The sequence below is a fragment of the Sphingomicrobium sp. XHP0239 genome, assembly GCF_039555325.1.
Classification (GTDB): Bacteria; Pseudomonadota; Alphaproteobacteria; order Sphingomonadales; family Sphingomonadaceae; genus Sphingomicrobium; species Sphingomicrobium maritimum.
Genome location: NZ_CP154608.1, coordinates 964306 through 978614, shown reverse-complemented (window position 1 = coordinate 978614; position 14309 = coordinate 964306). Strand labels below are relative to the sequence as shown.

14 protein-coding genes are annotated in these 14309 nt (G+C 64.9%); 10 read left to right on the top strand and 4 right to left on the bottom strand.

Annotation, left to right across the window (positions count from 1 at the left end; translation table 11 throughout):
- Window positions 1–87: 87 nt before the first annotated feature.
- The 10 genes from tsf to fabZ all read left to right on the top strand — a co-directional run bounded on the left by tsf (window position 88) and on the right by fabZ (window position 9996).
- Complete coding sequence (gene tsf, locus WJT74_RS04960; protein WP_343347559.1) at window positions 88–1011, top strand: translation elongation factor Ts; 924 nt, start codon at window positions 88–90, stop codon at window positions 1009–1011.
- 133 nt (window positions 1012–1144) lie between these two features.
- Window positions 1145–1873: a UMP kinase gene (gene pyrH / locus WJT74_RS04955; RefSeq protein WP_343347557.1), complete on the top strand. Its 729-nt coding sequence runs from the start codon at window positions 1145–1147 to the stop codon at window positions 1871–1873.
- A complete protein-coding gene (gene frr, locus WJT74_RS04950; RefSeq protein WP_343347555.1) occupies window positions 1873–2430 on the top strand; it encodes a ribosome recycling factor in 558 nt (185 codons plus the stop codon). Before pyrH ends, frr begins: the two co-directional genes overlap by 1 nt.
- On the top strand, window positions 2427–3173 hold the full coding sequence (locus WJT74_RS04945; RefSeq protein WP_343347552.1) for an isoprenyl transferase: 747 nt from the start codon (window positions 2427–2429) through the stop codon (window positions 3171–3173). The genes frr and WJT74_RS04945 overlap by 4 nt, the downstream gene beginning before the upstream one ends.
- Before the next feature lie 35 nt (window positions 3174–3208).
- Entirely contained in the window at window positions 3209–3817 is a 609-nt protein-coding gene (locus WJT74_RS04940; RefSeq protein ID WP_343347550.1) for a phosphatidate cytidylyltransferase, read from the top strand.
- Window positions 3814–4971, top strand: coding sequence for a 1-deoxy-D-xylulose-5-phosphate reductoisomerase (locus WJT74_RS04935; RefSeq protein ID WP_343347548.1), 1158 nt, complete (start codon window positions 3814–3816; stop codon window positions 4969–4971). Before WJT74_RS04940 ends, WJT74_RS04935 begins: the two co-directional genes overlap by 4 nt.
- Window positions 4968–6080, top strand: a complete 1113-nt coding sequence (rseP, locus tag WJT74_RS04930) for an RIP metalloprotease RseP (protein ID WP_343347546.1) — start codon at window positions 4968–4970, stop codon at window positions 6078–6080. The genes WJT74_RS04935 and rseP overlap by 4 nt, the downstream gene beginning before the upstream one ends.
- A gap of 113 nt (window positions 6081–6193) precedes the next feature.
- Window positions 6194–8899 carry an outer membrane protein assembly factor BamA gene (gene bamA / locus WJT74_RS04925; RefSeq protein WP_343347544.1) on the top strand — a complete coding sequence of 902 codons (2706 nt, stop codon included), beginning with the start codon at window positions 6194–6196 and terminating at the stop codon, window positions 8897–8899.
- On the top strand, window positions 8900–9505 hold the full coding sequence (locus tag WJT74_RS04920) for an OmpH family outer membrane protein (RefSeq protein ID WP_343347542.1): 606 nt from the start codon (window positions 8900–8902) through the stop codon (window positions 9503–9505).
- Entirely contained in the window at window positions 9505–9996 is a 492-nt protein-coding gene (gene fabZ, locus WJT74_RS04915) for a 3-hydroxyacyl-ACP dehydratase FabZ (RefSeq protein ID WP_343347540.1), read from the top strand. The genes WJT74_RS04920 and fabZ overlap by 1 nt, the downstream gene beginning before the upstream one ends.
- On the opposite strand, the gene WJT74_RS04910 is transcribed toward fabZ, so the two are convergent.
- From WJT74_RS04910 to WJT74_RS04895, 4 genes are read right to left on the bottom strand one after another with little or no spacing between them, the layout of a single operon-like run.
- Entirely contained in the window at window positions 9993–10688 is a 696-nt protein-coding gene (locus tag WJT74_RS04910) for an ABC transporter ATP-binding protein (protein WP_343347537.1), read from the bottom strand. The two genes, fabZ and WJT74_RS04910, sit on opposite strands and share 4 nt — an antisense overlap.
- Window positions 10685–11632: a FecCD family ABC transporter permease gene (locus WJT74_RS04905; protein ID WP_343347534.1), complete on the bottom strand. Its 948-nt coding sequence runs from the start codon at window positions 11630–11632 to the stop codon at window positions 10685–10687. Before WJT74_RS04905 ends, WJT74_RS04910 begins: the two co-directional genes overlap by 4 nt.
- Entirely contained in the window at window positions 11629–12375 is a 747-nt protein-coding gene (locus tag WJT74_RS04900) for an ABC transporter substrate-binding protein (RefSeq protein WP_343347531.1), read from the bottom strand. Before WJT74_RS04900 ends, WJT74_RS04905 begins: the two co-directional genes overlap by 4 nt.
- A complete protein-coding gene (locus WJT74_RS04895; protein ID WP_343347529.1) occupies window positions 12350–14215 on the bottom strand; it encodes a TonB-dependent receptor plug domain-containing protein in 1866 nt (621 codons plus the stop codon). The genes WJT74_RS04900 and WJT74_RS04895 overlap by 26 nt, the downstream gene beginning before the upstream one ends.
- Window positions 14216–14309: the final 94 nt, after the last annotated feature.

Below are 14309 nucleotides of genomic sequence, written 5' to 3'. Positions count from 1 at the left end.
GCTGGCGCCACGACACCATGATCCGGGGGAGGGCACGGCGATGGGCCGTTCCTTCCCCCTTGCACAAATTCGAAAGGACCGTCCTCAATGGCCATTTCCGCCGCTCAGGTGAAAGAACTCCGCGACCGCACCAACGCGGGCATGATGGATTGCAAGAAGGCGCTCGCCGAAACCGACGGCGACATGGAAGCCGCGGTCGACTGGCTGCGCACCAAGGGCCTTGCCGCCGCCGCGAAGAAGTCGGGCCGCACGGCTGCCGAAGGTCTCGTGGGCGTTGCCGTCGACGGGAACAAGGGCGCCGTGATCGAAGTTAATTCGGAAACCGACTTCGTCGCCAAGAACGACACGTTCCAGGCGTTCGTGAAGGACGTGGCCGAACTCAGCCTCACGGCCGACGGCGACATCGACGCGCTGAAGGCCATGAATTATCCGGGTGCCGACGGCACGGTGGAAGACCGCCTGACCGACAACATCGCCAAGATCGGCGAGAACCAGTCGCTGCGCCGGACATCAACGCTGTCCGTCGACCAGGGTGCGATCGTCAGCTACGTCCACAACGCCGCCGCGCCGAACCTCGGCAAGATCGGCGTACTCGTCGCGCTCGAGAGCACGGCTGACGCCGCGCAACTCCAGACGCTGGGCAAGCAGGTCGCGATGCATATCGCGGCGGCCAATCCGCTGGCGCTGACGGCGGACGATCTCGACCAGGACATGCTCGATCGCGAGCGTGAAATCGCTAAGGCCAAGGCGATGGAATCGGGCAAGCCCGAGAATATCGCGGAAAAGATGGTCGAAGGTTCGATCAAGAAGTTCGCGAAGGAAAACGCGCTGATGAGCCAGCTGTTCGTCATGGACAACAAGACGCCGGTTTCGGACGTCGTCGGCGCTGCGGGCAAGGAAGCGGGTGCCGAGATCAAACTCGTCGCCTTCGAACGCTATCAGCTCGGCGAGGGCATCGAGAAGGAAGAAGACGACTTCGCCGCGGAAGTGGCGAAGGCCGCGGGTCGGTAGTTCTTTTCCTTTCGAACCGAATGGATTGGGGCGGGCGAGCTTTGGCTTTCCCGCCCTTTTTTCATGCCCTCATGCCTTGTGACGCTGGGCGGTGCCTTCTAAGAGCCTTTAAACCCTCGTGCCCGGAGACCTCATGACCCGCCCGACCTTCAATCGCGTCCTTTTGAAACTGTCGGGCGAGGTCCTGATGGGGAAAGGTGCGTTCGGGATCGATCCGGAAACGACCGGCCGCGTCGCGGGCGAGATCAAGAAGGCCAAGGAAGCGGGATTCGAGCTGTGCATCGTGGTCGGTGGGGGCAACATCTTTCGCGGGGTCGCGGGCGCCGCGCAGGGCATCGACCGGGCGAGCGCCGATTACATGGGCATGCTCGCGACCGTGATGAATGCGCTGGCGATGCAGAATGCCCTCGAGCAGATCGGAGTCGATACCCGGGTCCAGTCCGCCATTCCGATGGCGAGCGTGTGCGAACCCTATATTCGTCGCCGCGCCCGGCGGCACATGGAAAAGGGCCGCGTCGTGATCTTCGCGGCCGGGACGGGCAGTCCCTTCTTCACGACCGACACGACCGCGGCGCTGCGGGCGGCCGAGATGAGCTGCGACGCATTGCTCAAGGGAACCAGCGTGGACGGTGTCTATGATGCGGATCCCAAGAAGGTGAAGGGTGCGAACCGCTACGAGAGCCTGACCTTCGACCGCGTGCTGGCGGACAATCTGCGCGTCATGGACGCGAGCGCGGTGGCGCTGTGCCGCGACAATGATATTCCGATCGTCGTCTTCAACATCCGCGAGGAAGGCACGCTGCAGCGCGTGCTGGCGGGGCAGGGGACCGCGACGATCGTCACCAACGAGGAGAGCGAGTGATGGCCCAGTACGAGAAAAGCGACATTTCCCGCCGCATGGACGGCGCGGTCGAAAGCCTTCGAGGCGACCTTTCGGGTCTGCGGACGGGACGCGCGTCGACCGCGCTGCTCGATCCGGTGCAGGTCGAGGTCTATGGTGCGAACATGCCGATCAACCAGGTCGCGACCGTTTCGGTACCCGAGCCGCGGCTGATCAGCGTGCAGGTTTGGGACAAGTCGAACATCGGCAATGTCGAAAAGGCGATCCGCAACGCGGGCCTTGGGGTCAATCCCGTGGTCGACGGGCAGCTCATTCGCCTGCCGCTCCCCGATCTGACCGAGGAACGTCGCAAGGAGCTTGCGAAGCTCGTCGGACAATATGCCGAAAAGGCAAAAATCGCGGTTCGCAACGTGCGACGTGATGGCAACGATGCGATCAAGGCCGATGAAAAGAAGGGTGAATTCGGCGAGGACGAGCGCAAGCGTCACGAGACCGAAGTCCAGAAGATGACCGACGACAAGATCGCCGAGATCGACAAGATCGCGGAGGCGAAGGAAAAGGAAATCCTCACCCAGTGAGCGAGGCGCTGGCCTCTTCTTCGGAGACGAGTGCGGAAACCCGCGCGAACGTGCCGCGCCACGTTGCCATCATCATGGACGGCAACGGGCGCTGGGCGAAAGCGAAGGGGCTGCCCCGTGTCGCGGGTCACCGCGAAGGTGCCGAGGCGGTACGACGCACTTTGCGCGCCGCGGTCGAATACGGGGTCGAATGCCTGACGCTCTACGCCTTCTCGAGCGAGAACTGGCGCCGGAGCGAGGAAGAAGTCACCGATCTCAAGGGGCTGATGCGCTTCTACCTCGATCGCGAGCTGGAAGAGCTGGCGCGCGAAGGTGTGCGCCTACGCTTCATCGGCGAGCCGAGCGCCTTCGGGCCGGACCTCTGGAACCGACTGCAGCGCGCGTCGGAGAAAACGGCGGGCAACGAGCGACTGACGCTCAACGTGGCGCTGAACTACGGGAGCCGGCAGGAAATCGCGGCCGCGGCGCGGCGGCTTGCGGAGCAGGTGGCGTCGGGGGACCGGACCGTCGACAGTATCGATTGCGACGCGATGGAAAATGCAATGCAGACTGCCGGTTTGCCCGACCTCGACCTCGTCATCCGCACGTCGGGCGAGCAGCGACTGAGCAATTTCCTTCTGTGGCAGGCGGCCTACGCCGAATTCATCTTCCTCGACCAATTGTGGCCCGACTTCGATGCGGCGGCGCTGGGCGAGGCGATCGCGGTCTATCAGAAACGCCAGCGGCGGTTCGGCGGCCGATGAACGAACTGACGATTCGGGCAATCGTGGGATTGCTGATGGTTGCGATCGCCGTGGCGGTCGCCTGGACCGGCGGGATGATGTTCGCGATCTTCGTTGCCGCCGTGGCCACCGCGATCTACTGGGAATGGATGCAGCTGGTCCGCGACCGGGGACTGGGGTGGAAGGTGGCGGGTTTCTTCTACTGCCTGATCCCTGCCATCGCGCTCCTGTGGCTGCGCGACCGGTCGGGCCTGCTGGTCGCGCTGGACGGTTTCTACCTCGTCATGTGGGTGTTCATCGTGACGTGGGCGACCGACATCGGCGGCTATGCCGTCGGCAAGACGATGGGCAAAAACAGGCTGGCTCCTGCGATCAGTCCCAACAAGACCTGGGAAGGTCTGATCGGCGGCATGGTATTCGCGGCGGTGCTCGGCGGGCTGTGGACATGGCGGGTCGGTCTGCCGCACGGTCTCTATATGCTCGCGCCGTTCGCGGCGGTGGCGGCGCAGGTCGGCGACCTGTTCGAAAGCCAGATGAAGCGGATGGCTGGCGTGAAGGATTCGGGGCGCTGGCTACCGGGCCATGGCGGAGTCTTCGACCGGTTGGACGGCCTTCTGGTGGTGGCGACACTGACCGCCGTTCTGGTCTATACGGGCTGGCTGTGAGCAAGCGTATCGCCATTCTCGGAGCCACCGGATCGGTCGGCGGATCGACTCTGTCGCTGATCGAGGACGATCCGGCCTTCGACATCGTATCGGTGACCGCCGGAAGCGACGTCGAGGGGCTGGCGCAGATCGCGCGGCGCGTCGGTGCCGAACGGGCGGTCATTGCGGACGGCGGGCTGCTCGGCGAATTGCGCACGGCACTTTCGGAAACCGATTGCGAGGCACTGGCGGGCGAGGACGCGCTGTGCGCGGTGGCGCGCGACGCGGATCTGGTCATGGCGGCGATCGTCGGAACGGCAGGTCTGAAGCCGGTGATGGCGGCGATCGAGGCGGGCGTGACCGTCGGCCTCGCCAACAAGGAAAGCCTCGTCACGGCGGGCGCGCTCATGATGGAAGCGGCGCGACGGCATGGGGCGCGGATCCTGCCCGTCGACAGCGAGCATAATGCGATCTTCCAATGTCTTGCGGATGGCGATTGCTCGCAGGTCGATCGGCTGATCCTGACCGCGAGCGGTGGCCCGTTCCGGACCCTGTCCGCCGACGAGATGGCGGCCAAGACGCCCGAGCAGGCGGTGGCGCATCCCAACTGGTCGATGGGGGCGAAGATCAGCGTCGACAGCGCGACGATGATGAACAAGGGTCTCGAGCTGATCGAGGCGCATCATCTGTTCGGGCTTCCCAGCGAGCGGATCGACATCGTCGTTCATCCCCAGTCGGTCATTCACAGCTGCGTCGAATATCGCGACGGTTCGATCCTGGCCCAGCTGGGTCCCAGCGACATGCGGGTGCCGATCGCTCACTGCCTCGCCTGGCCCGATCGGATGAAGACAGATATCGAGCGGCTCGACCTTGCAACGGTGGCACGGCTCGATTTCGAAGCGCCCGACGCCGACCGTTTTCCTGCGCTGCGACTTGCGCGAACCGCCCTTGAATCGGGAGGAAGCGCGCCCGCGCGTCTCAATGCCGCGAACGAGGTGGCGGTGGCGGCCTTTCTCGATCGAAAGATCGGTTTTGCCGACATCGCGGCAACGGTTGAGCAGGTGCTCGAGAAGGCCGCGAACGAGGGGCCGCTGCGGACCATCGACGACGTCCTGCTGGTCGATGACGCCGCACGTACCGACGCCGCCGCGCTGGTGAAGGCGAGAGCGGCATGATCGAACAACCCAGCATCTTCTTCATTCTCGCCGCCTTCGTGGCGGTGCTCGGGCCGCTCGTGTTCTTCCACGAGCTTGGCCACTACGGGGTCGCCCGTCTGTTCGGCGTGAAATGCGACGCCTTCTCGATCGGGTTCGGGAAGGAGATCTTCGGTTGGACCGACAAGCGCGGGATGCGCTGGAAAGTCGCGATGCTCCCCGTCGGCGGTTACGTGAAGTTCGCGGGCGATGCCGATGCGGCGAGCCGCCCGGGCGAAAGCAACGGTGACCCCGACCATTTCCAGAACAAGCCGGTGTGGCAACGCTTCCTGATCGTTCTGGCAGGCCCGATGGCCAATTTCCTACTTGCGATCGTCATCTTCGCCGCCTTCTTCATGGCAATCGGAACCGCACAGTCCACGAGCCAGATCAACAGCGTCGAGCCCGACAGCGCCGCTGCCGCCGCAGGGCTAGTTCCGGGGGACGAGATCGTCTCGATCGCAGGCCGGGACATCGCTTCCTTCGACGACATCATGCGCACGGTCGTCATCCGGCCGGGAGAAGAGGTGGACATCCGCTACGAGCGGGACGGGGAAGTGCGATCCACACGCACCCAGCTTGCCGCTCACGTCGCGACCGATCGCTACGGCCAGGAATTCACCGTCGGTCGCCTAGGGGTCGAGGGCTCGGTCGAGCGGGCGGCGGTCGGTCCGATCGCGGCGGTGGGCAAGGGAGTGACGGAAACCTGGCGTCTGCTCACCTGGATCGTCGACGGTCTCGGGCGGATCCTGTTCGGCAACCTGTCGGTCAAGGAGATCGGCGGCCCGATCAAGATGGCGCAGATCACCGGCCAGCAGGCTCAGTTGGGCTGGGAAGCGGCAGTGGGTTTCGCGGCTTTGCTGTCGATTAATCTGGGCTTCATCAATCTCCTGCCAGTCCCCATGCTCGATGGCGGACATCTTCTCTTCTACGCGATCGAGGGGATCCGCAGGCGGCCGGTCAGTCCGCACGTTCAGGAATGGGCCTTTCGTGGAGGGTTGGCCCTGCTGCTGGCACTGATCCTGTTTACCACGTTCAACGATCTTTCCTCGATCGGCGTGGCGGACCGGATCGAACGCTTGATCGGGTAGCCTCGAAGGCGCTAGACGGGCGCGAAATTTCGAACAGTGCGCGGGACACGGCTTCCGGCATCATCATCATGAAAAAGGGCGGGGAACGCGTGAAAGTCAAAGCGACAACGGCGATGAGCCGGACGAACAGGGCATTGCTGGTGGGAACGATCCTGTCGGGATGCCTGCTGGCGAGCCCGGCGTTGGCACAGGACATCGAGGAAGTACCGCTTCCCGAACTCGACGTGGCGCAGGAGCCGGCACAGGATGCCGCCACCGCGCAGCCGGTTACGCCTTCGACCGCGCAGAACCCGCGCGAAGGTACGATCCGCTCGATCCAGGTCACCGGCACTCAGCGCATCGAGCGCGAGACGGTGATCGCCTATTCGGGGCTGCAGCCGGGCCAGAGCTACGATGCGGACTCGCTCGATGCGGCGCTGCGCAATCTCTACGATACCAATCTGTTTGCCGACGTCATCATCAACGGTGCAGATACCGGCAACATCGTCATCGAAATCGCCGAAAACCCGATCATCAACCGGATCGTCCTCGAGGGGAACGACCGGATCAGCAACGAGGATATCGCCGCCGAAATCCGTCTCGCGCCGCGCCAGATCTTCACCCGCGAAGGTGTGCGCGCCGACGTGGACCGGATCATCGAACTCTACACCCGCGAAGGTCGCTATGCCGCGGTGGTCGAGCCCAAGATCGTCGAACTGGACCAGAACCGTGTCGACCTGATCTTCGAGATCAGCGAAGGCGCGCGTTCCCAGATCCGCTCGATCAACATCATCGGGAACGAGCAGTTTTCGGACGGCAAGCTTATCAAGGAAATGTTCTCGCGCGAGGCGGGCGGCATTCTGGGCTTTCTCAAGTCCAACACCAGCTACGACGCGGACCGCATCGCGGCGGATCAACAGGCGCTCCGCGTCTTCTACCTGACGCAGGGCTACGCCGATTTCCGTGTTGTCAGCGCGCTTGCCGAACTGACGCCGGACCGCGAGGATTTCGTGGTCACCTACGTCGTCGAGGAAGGACAGCGCTACAAGTTCGGGGACGTGGACGTCGATAGTGCGCTGCGCGACTATCCCGAAAGCGTCATGCGGGCCCAGGTCCCGATCCAGACGGGCGACTGGTTCGACGTCGAGCGCGCCGAAGATGTCATCACCAACCTCAACGAGACCGCGGGTCTTCTGGGCTATGCGTTCGCGGACATCACGCCCGCCTACAGCCGCAACCCCGACGATCTGACGATGGACGTGACGTTCCGCACGAATGAATCGCGCCGCGTCTATATCGATCGGGTCGACATCACCGGCAACGTCACGACGCGCGACAACGTCATCCGCCGCGAATTCCGCCTGTTCGAGGGCGACAGCTTCAACGCCGCTGCGATTCAGCGTACCGAGAACCGCATCAAGAGCCTCGGCTATTTCCAGGAAGAACTGGAAATCACGCAGACGCAGGTCGCCGACGATCGCGTCGCGCTGTCGGTCGCGGTCGAGGACCGCCCGACCGGTCAGCTGACCTTCCAGGCCGGCTATTCGAGCCTCGAGCAGTTCCTGCTCGCCGCCTCGATCGCCGAGACCAATTTCATGGGCAAGGGCCAGACGCTCAACGCCGGCGTCAACTGGTCGCGCTTCTCCCAGTCGGTGCAGCTCGGTTTCACCGAACCCTATCTGTTCGATCGTCGCATCCTGTTCGGCGCCGATCTGTTCCGGCAGGATTTCTCGAGCCCGGGTCGTCGACTGATCGATGGTGACTTCGAGACGACCTTTAACCAGGTTCGTACGGGTGGCGGGCTCCGGCTCGGCTTCCCGGTGACCGAATTCCTGTCGGCGGGCTTCCGCTACAGCCTCAGCCTCGACGAGATTACGCTTGATCGGAACATCTTCTTCACGGACTTCGACGGCAACGGCGTTCTCGACGACGACGAATGCGACCTCCTGCGCGGTGGTGTGTTCTGCGCGGAGCAGGGCGAGCGTCTGACTTCGCTGGTCGGCTACAGCCTCGCGTTCGACAATACCAACGGCATCCGTGCTTCGCGCGGGTGGCGGGCCAGCTTCAGCCAAGACTTCGCCGGGCTCGGAGGCGATACGCGCTATTTGCGTACTCGCGGAAACGTGTCGCGCTATTTCCAGCTGCCCAGCGACTTCATCCTCTCGCTCAGCGCCGAAGGCGGCTATATCGCCCCGTTCGAAGACAGCGAGATCGAAGGGCTGGATCCGATCCGCATCACCGACCGCTTCTTCGGACCGCAGAGCGGTTTTCGCGGGTTCGACATTCGCGGGATCGGGCCGCGTGTTCAGCGCATCCCGTATCTTGCCGACGGGTCGCTGGGCGAAGTGCCCGAAGACGGCCGTCGTTCCTCGCTCGGCGGTCGCGCCTATTATTTCGGGCGTGCGGAAGTGGAAATCCCGGTTTCGGCCGGGATCCGCAGCTTCGGCATTCGTCCGTCGGTCTTCGTCGATATCGGTTCGGTCTTCGATCTTACCGAGCCGCTGACGCAGGATATTCTCTTCTTCTGTACCCCGGTGCCCGGCACCGGCCTCAACCAGCAGATTGTGCGTCCCGGCGACACGATCGACGATGGAATGGGCGGTCAGATGCCGATCACTTCGTGTGACGATTTCGGAGAGGAAGAGAACTCGTACGTCTTCCAGCCGGGATATCGCGAAGTGTTCGTCGGAAACAGTTCCAGCCCGCGCCTGACCGCCGGGATCGGTGCCAACTGGATATCGCCCTTCGGCCCGCTGCGTATCGATCTTGCGACTACCATCCTCAAGCAGGATGGCGACGAGCCGCGTGTCTTCAATTTCAATGTAGGAACTTCTTTTTAAATGAAAAATCTCGTGATCGCGGCCGGTTTTGCCGCTGCCGCCACTCTTGCCCCGCAGGCTGCCAGCGCCCAGGCGCTCCCCGATGCCAAGATCGGCGTCGTCGACGTCGAACGCGTCATCTCGACCTGCAACGCCTGCGTCACTGCCAACACCCAGCTGCAGCAGCAGGTCCAGGCGGTGCAGGCGCGTCAGAACGAACTCGCCACCCCGCTGCAGGCCGAAGGGCAGGCGCTCAATACGGCACTCCAGGCGCTCAACGGCGCACAGCCGGACGCCGCGCTCCAGCAGCGTGCACAGGCATTCGAACAGCAGCGCAACACGATCGCGCGCGAAATCCAGCAGCGTAGTGCGGTCGTCGACCGTAACCGCAATTTCGTGCTCCAGCAGATCGCGACCGCGCTCGAGCCGGCCTATACGCAGGTTCTGAACACCCGCCGCGCGACGATCATCGTTCCGTTGAACAGCACGCTGGCGAACGCGCCGGCCGTGGACGTGACGACCGATGTTCTCAATGAACTCAACCGCACGTTGACGACGATCAACGTCAACGCGCCCGCGCCGCAGCAGCCGGCGCAGCAGCCCGCCGCGACTCCGCAGGGCCGCTAATGGACAACGGGGGCGACAGCGCCGTGATGGGTCCGCTCGATGTCGTGCGGGTCATGGCGGCGCTGCCGCACCGTTATCCTCTTCTGCTCGTCGACCGGGTCGAGCGGCTCGAGAAGAACAGTTCCATCCGTGCGGTGAAGGCCGTGACGATGAACGAGCAGTTCTTCCAGGGGCATTTTCCCGGTCGCCCGATCATGCCCGGCGTCCTCCAGATCGAGGCGTTGGCGCAGGCCGCCGGCGTCCTCGCCGTGGAAAGCCTCGATCTCGCGGGTTCGGGCAAGCTTGTCTATTTCATGGCGATCGAGGGGGCCAAGTTCCGCAAGCCCGTGGAGCCCGGATGCCTGCTTCATCTCGATGCGGAGATCGTGCAGATGCGCCGCAACATCTGCAAGTTCGCCGGAAAGGCTTCGGTCGAGGGCGAGACGACCTGCGAGGTCAATTTCACCGCAATGATCGCCGATCCGCCCGATGACGGACGCGATCAAGGCTAGAGACGCAAGGTCCCGTCCTCGCCGCGCGTGAGGTCGAACAGCCGGGCGATCCGGTCGCTTTGCTGCAATTCGGCCCTCGGCGCGTCGGCGACGATCCGTCCCTTGTCCATCAGAACGAGCCGGTCGAACCCCTCTATCTGCGCAAGATCGTGCAGCGCGACGACGATGCCGCGTTCGCGCCCCGCTTCCTCTTTGAACAGATCGACGATCGTCAGCACCCAGAAGGGGTCGAGGTTGGCGAGCGGTTCGTCGAGCAGCAGAAAATGCGGATCGGTCGCCAGCGTTCGGGCGATCAGCACCCGTGCGCGTTCGCCCGTCGACAAGGCGTTGGCCGCGCGTTGCAGAAAGTCGGAGAGCGCAAGCCGGTCGATGAGGCCCGCTAGCCGTGTTTCGTCGACCGGTATCGGGGCGAGGCGCAGGAGATCGGCAACAGGGATCGCCCAGTCGACCCGGCGTGCGGCGGGAAGGTAGCCGATCATTCGCGCTCGGCGGGCAGGACTGTTCTGACGCACCGGTTCGTCGTCGACCGTGAGGGCCAGAGCCGTTCCGTCAATTCCTGCCAGAGCGCGCAGCAGGCTGGTCTTGCCGCTGCCATTGGGGCCGATGAGCGCCACGCGCTCGCCGCGCTCGACCCGGAGGTCGCACGGGTCGAGACGACCGGGCAGGGCGACTTTTTCAGCGACGAGGCTCATGCCGCTGGGCTCCTACCGAGACGCATCAGCAGCGCGATGAAAAGCGGCGTTCCGATGAGGGCGGTCACGACCCCGATCGGGATCGGGCGTCCGGGAGGGCCCGCTTGCACAAGCATGTCGGCGCCCAGCAGGAGCGCTGCACCCAGCAGGGCCGACGGGAGCAGAGCGCGTCCCGGATGGCCGCGTACCAGCCGCCGGGCCGCGATCGGCGCGATCAGTCCGACAAACCCGATCGCACCGCACGCGGCGACACAGGCACCGATGGCGATCGCGGACAGAAGGATCGTGCGCCGCGCAAGGCTCGTCGGATCAATCCCGTAGGAAGCTGCGACGTCGCCGCCGAGAGCGAGCAGATCGTAGGCGCGGCGGTCGCACCACAGGATCGTTCCGCATATTGCCGAAGGAACCAGTGCAGAGGCTGCATCGGGCCACCCCCGATCAACCAGGCTCCCCATCAGCCAACGCCACTGATCGTAGAAGGCGAAGGGGGAGGGGGCGAGCGCGAGGAGTAGCGATGTCGCAGCGCCGGCCGCCAGCGCGATGGCAAGTCCCGCCAGGAGGAGCCGCGCCGGATCCGCGCCGCGTCCCGCAATCGCGAAGAGGCCCGCGAGCGCGAGGCCCGATCCTGCGGCACCGCCCAGCGCCAGCGCGATGGGGGTCGTCATCGCGAGGAAATGCGCGACCGCGACCGCCCCCAGCGCACCACCCGACGCTGCGCCGGTGATGTCGGGGGAGGCGAGGGGGTTAGCGAAGACTGCCTGGAGCGCGGCGCCGCTGATCCCCAGCGTTGCGCCATAGCCGATGGCGAGCAACGTCCGCGGCGCTCGCAGTTCGAGCAGAATAGCCCGGGCAATGGAGTCGTCGAGCGCGAACAGGTCGGTCGGCACCAGCAGATGAGCCGTCGCCAGCAACGCGAGAAGGAGAAGGGGAAGCCAGCGGATCATCTACGCTGTTCCTTCAGCTCCTCGATCGCGCCGAGCATCGCGACCTGCCCGCAATTCATCGCCCGGCCGTCGATAACGTATCGCGGTGCATCGAGGTTGGCGACGAGCGGATGGCTTCTCCAATCGCCGCCGCGGTGCCAGTCTCCCGACCGATAGCGGCTTTCGAGGATGAGGCGGGGCCTGGTACGGACGATCTGCTCGATCCGGCTGCGCCCGGGTGCGATGGCGATCGGGGCTATTCCTGCCATCGCCAGCCACGCCGAACTGAGTGAACCGACTTCCGACCCTCCAGCGCCCAGAAAAAGGGCGCGACGCGGGGGTGGAGGGTCGGCGGCCATTCGGTCGAACCGAGCGATCCACTGCGCGGCGGCGCGGCGATTTCCAAGGAGCGGTGCGAGCCGACGAACCTCAGCGCGCACCTCGCGCGGATGAGTGGTGGGGCGAAGCGTCTCGATCCGGATGCCGAGGCGCCGGGCGAGCCGTGCACCGCCCGTCGGCAGGGCGCGCGACGTCAGAATGACGTCGGGCTTCAGACGCGCGATGTCGGCGATCGTGCCGTCGTTGCGATGCAATCCCCGTGCGCGCCGCGCCAGCGCGAATTCCGCAGGATCGGCGCCGAGGTGGCTGACGCTGACGACGCGGCCCGGTGCAGCGAAGCTCAGGGCAAATTCGTCGGCGCACAGGTCGAGGCTGGCGATCCGCAGGGCGGCAGCGGTGCTAGAGGCGAAGATCGAGACCGGCATATAAGCCCCTCCCGGCGGTTCGATAGCCGATCACATCCTGATAGCGCGTGTCGAACAGGTTGCGACCGCGCAGCGACAAGGACAGCGCATCGGTCCATCGGTAAGCGATCCGCGCGTCGGCGAGCACGTAGGGATCGAGCCGTAGCGTTTCGGCAGGAAACCGATCGAAGTCGGTGTCGAACCGCGCGCCGACGTACGCGAGTGTGGCCCCGATGGTGAGGTCGTCGCGCTCGCCGGTCAGTATCAGGGCGGCGCGATGATCGGGTCGGCGGACCTCGTCGAGTGCGGCGTCCGCAACGCTTCCCTCGCTAGCATCGAGATAGCTGTAGTTCGCGCCGGCGGTCAGGAAGGATGCCAGCCGAACATGGCCCTCGACCTCGATCCCGCGGCGGCGGCTGTCGATCTCGCTATTGGCCGCGCCCGACAGAAAGGTCGTCGAATCGAACGTCGAGACGATCTCGTCGGTGAGCGTCTGGTCAAAGAGAGACAGCGCGATATGGTTCCCCCCGCGGCTCCCGAACAGTCCCCCGATCTCCCCGCCGCGGCTGCGTTCGGGCGCGAGGTCGGGGTTGCCGACAAAGCTGCCGGGGAAGAAGCCGTAGAGATCGGTGAAGCTGGGCTGCGCGATGCCGGTGCCGTAGCGAGCGAACAAAGTGAGCTGTCGAGCGGCCTCGCCGGAAAGGCCGATCTGAACGCTGGTCGCGTCCGCAAAATCGGTGAAGATGTCGTGACGCACGGCGAGTTCGGGGCGAATGGCTGCCCCTTCGAGGCTCCATTCGATCGCGGCGGCGGTATTGCCTCGTTGACGCTCTTGGTCGGTCGCGCCTCCATATTGGTCGTCGCGCGCGCGGTACCATTCGGTTTCATGGCGAAGCGCAAGGATGGTCTCGGAGCGAAATCGACCGAGTCGGCCTTCGTGCAGCGCCTGCGCACCCGTGGCGAGCCGCTCGGCGCTGGTGCGATTGAGGAAGACGTCGTCCAACCGATTGTCGTTCGACGAGGCGAGGAAACTGGCGTCGGCCTCGAACGACCAACCCGCGCCTGCGTCGCCGGCAAGACCTACTCTTGCAGCGCCGAGGCGGTTGTCGGTGACGTCGCGCGTGTCGGCGCGGAGGAAGGTGAGGGGGTCGAAGCCATCATATTCGCTGGTCCCTTCGATCCCGAAGGCCGACAGTTCAAGGTCGATGGCGCCGAGGCCGATGGTGCCGGACACCGCAGCAGATAGGTTCGAATAGCCGTCTTTATCGCCGTTTCCATCGAAACTGTCGAAACCGTCGGCGCGCTGATAACCCGCACTCAGATCGAAGCTGCCGAGGCGTGTCGCGGCGTCGGCGCGTAGGAAACCATCGCTTCCCGCCTCGGCCCGGATGCGCGATCCGTCAGTGCCGATGCCAGGCCGGACGGCCACGACCCCGCCGATCGCCTCGGCACCCCACAGCGCGGAACGGGGTCCGCGCACGAGTTCGAGCGCATTGCCGAGCGGGAGGCCGAGCAATTCGAAGCGAGCCTCGTTGGACGCGGCGGGGTCGTTGGCCTTGATCCCCCCGACGAACAGGAGGGTCTGGTTCGCTTCTGCTCCGCGGATCCGCAGTTGTGCTTGCGAGCCTGGCGAGCCGGTTTCCGACAACGAGGCGGACGGGAAGAGGCGCAACAGGTCGGTGTGGCGTGCGGGTGCCAACGCTTCGACCGTCGTGTCGTCGAGCAGCGTGACGGGTTCGGCGTCGGGAAGGGCTTCTTCCTCTCGCGACGTCGTGACCACGATGGGCGAGACCTGTTGCGGGTCGATAGCGGGTTCGGGCGCCGGCTGAACGGAGGCGGCCAGGAAGGCGATGATGGGCACGAAAAGTCCTTCTCTTTCAAACCATGACGACAGGATCGCCACGGCAGGAAGGACAGGCGCGCGGCTTATGCGTGCGCCATGCGTCTCCCGCGCC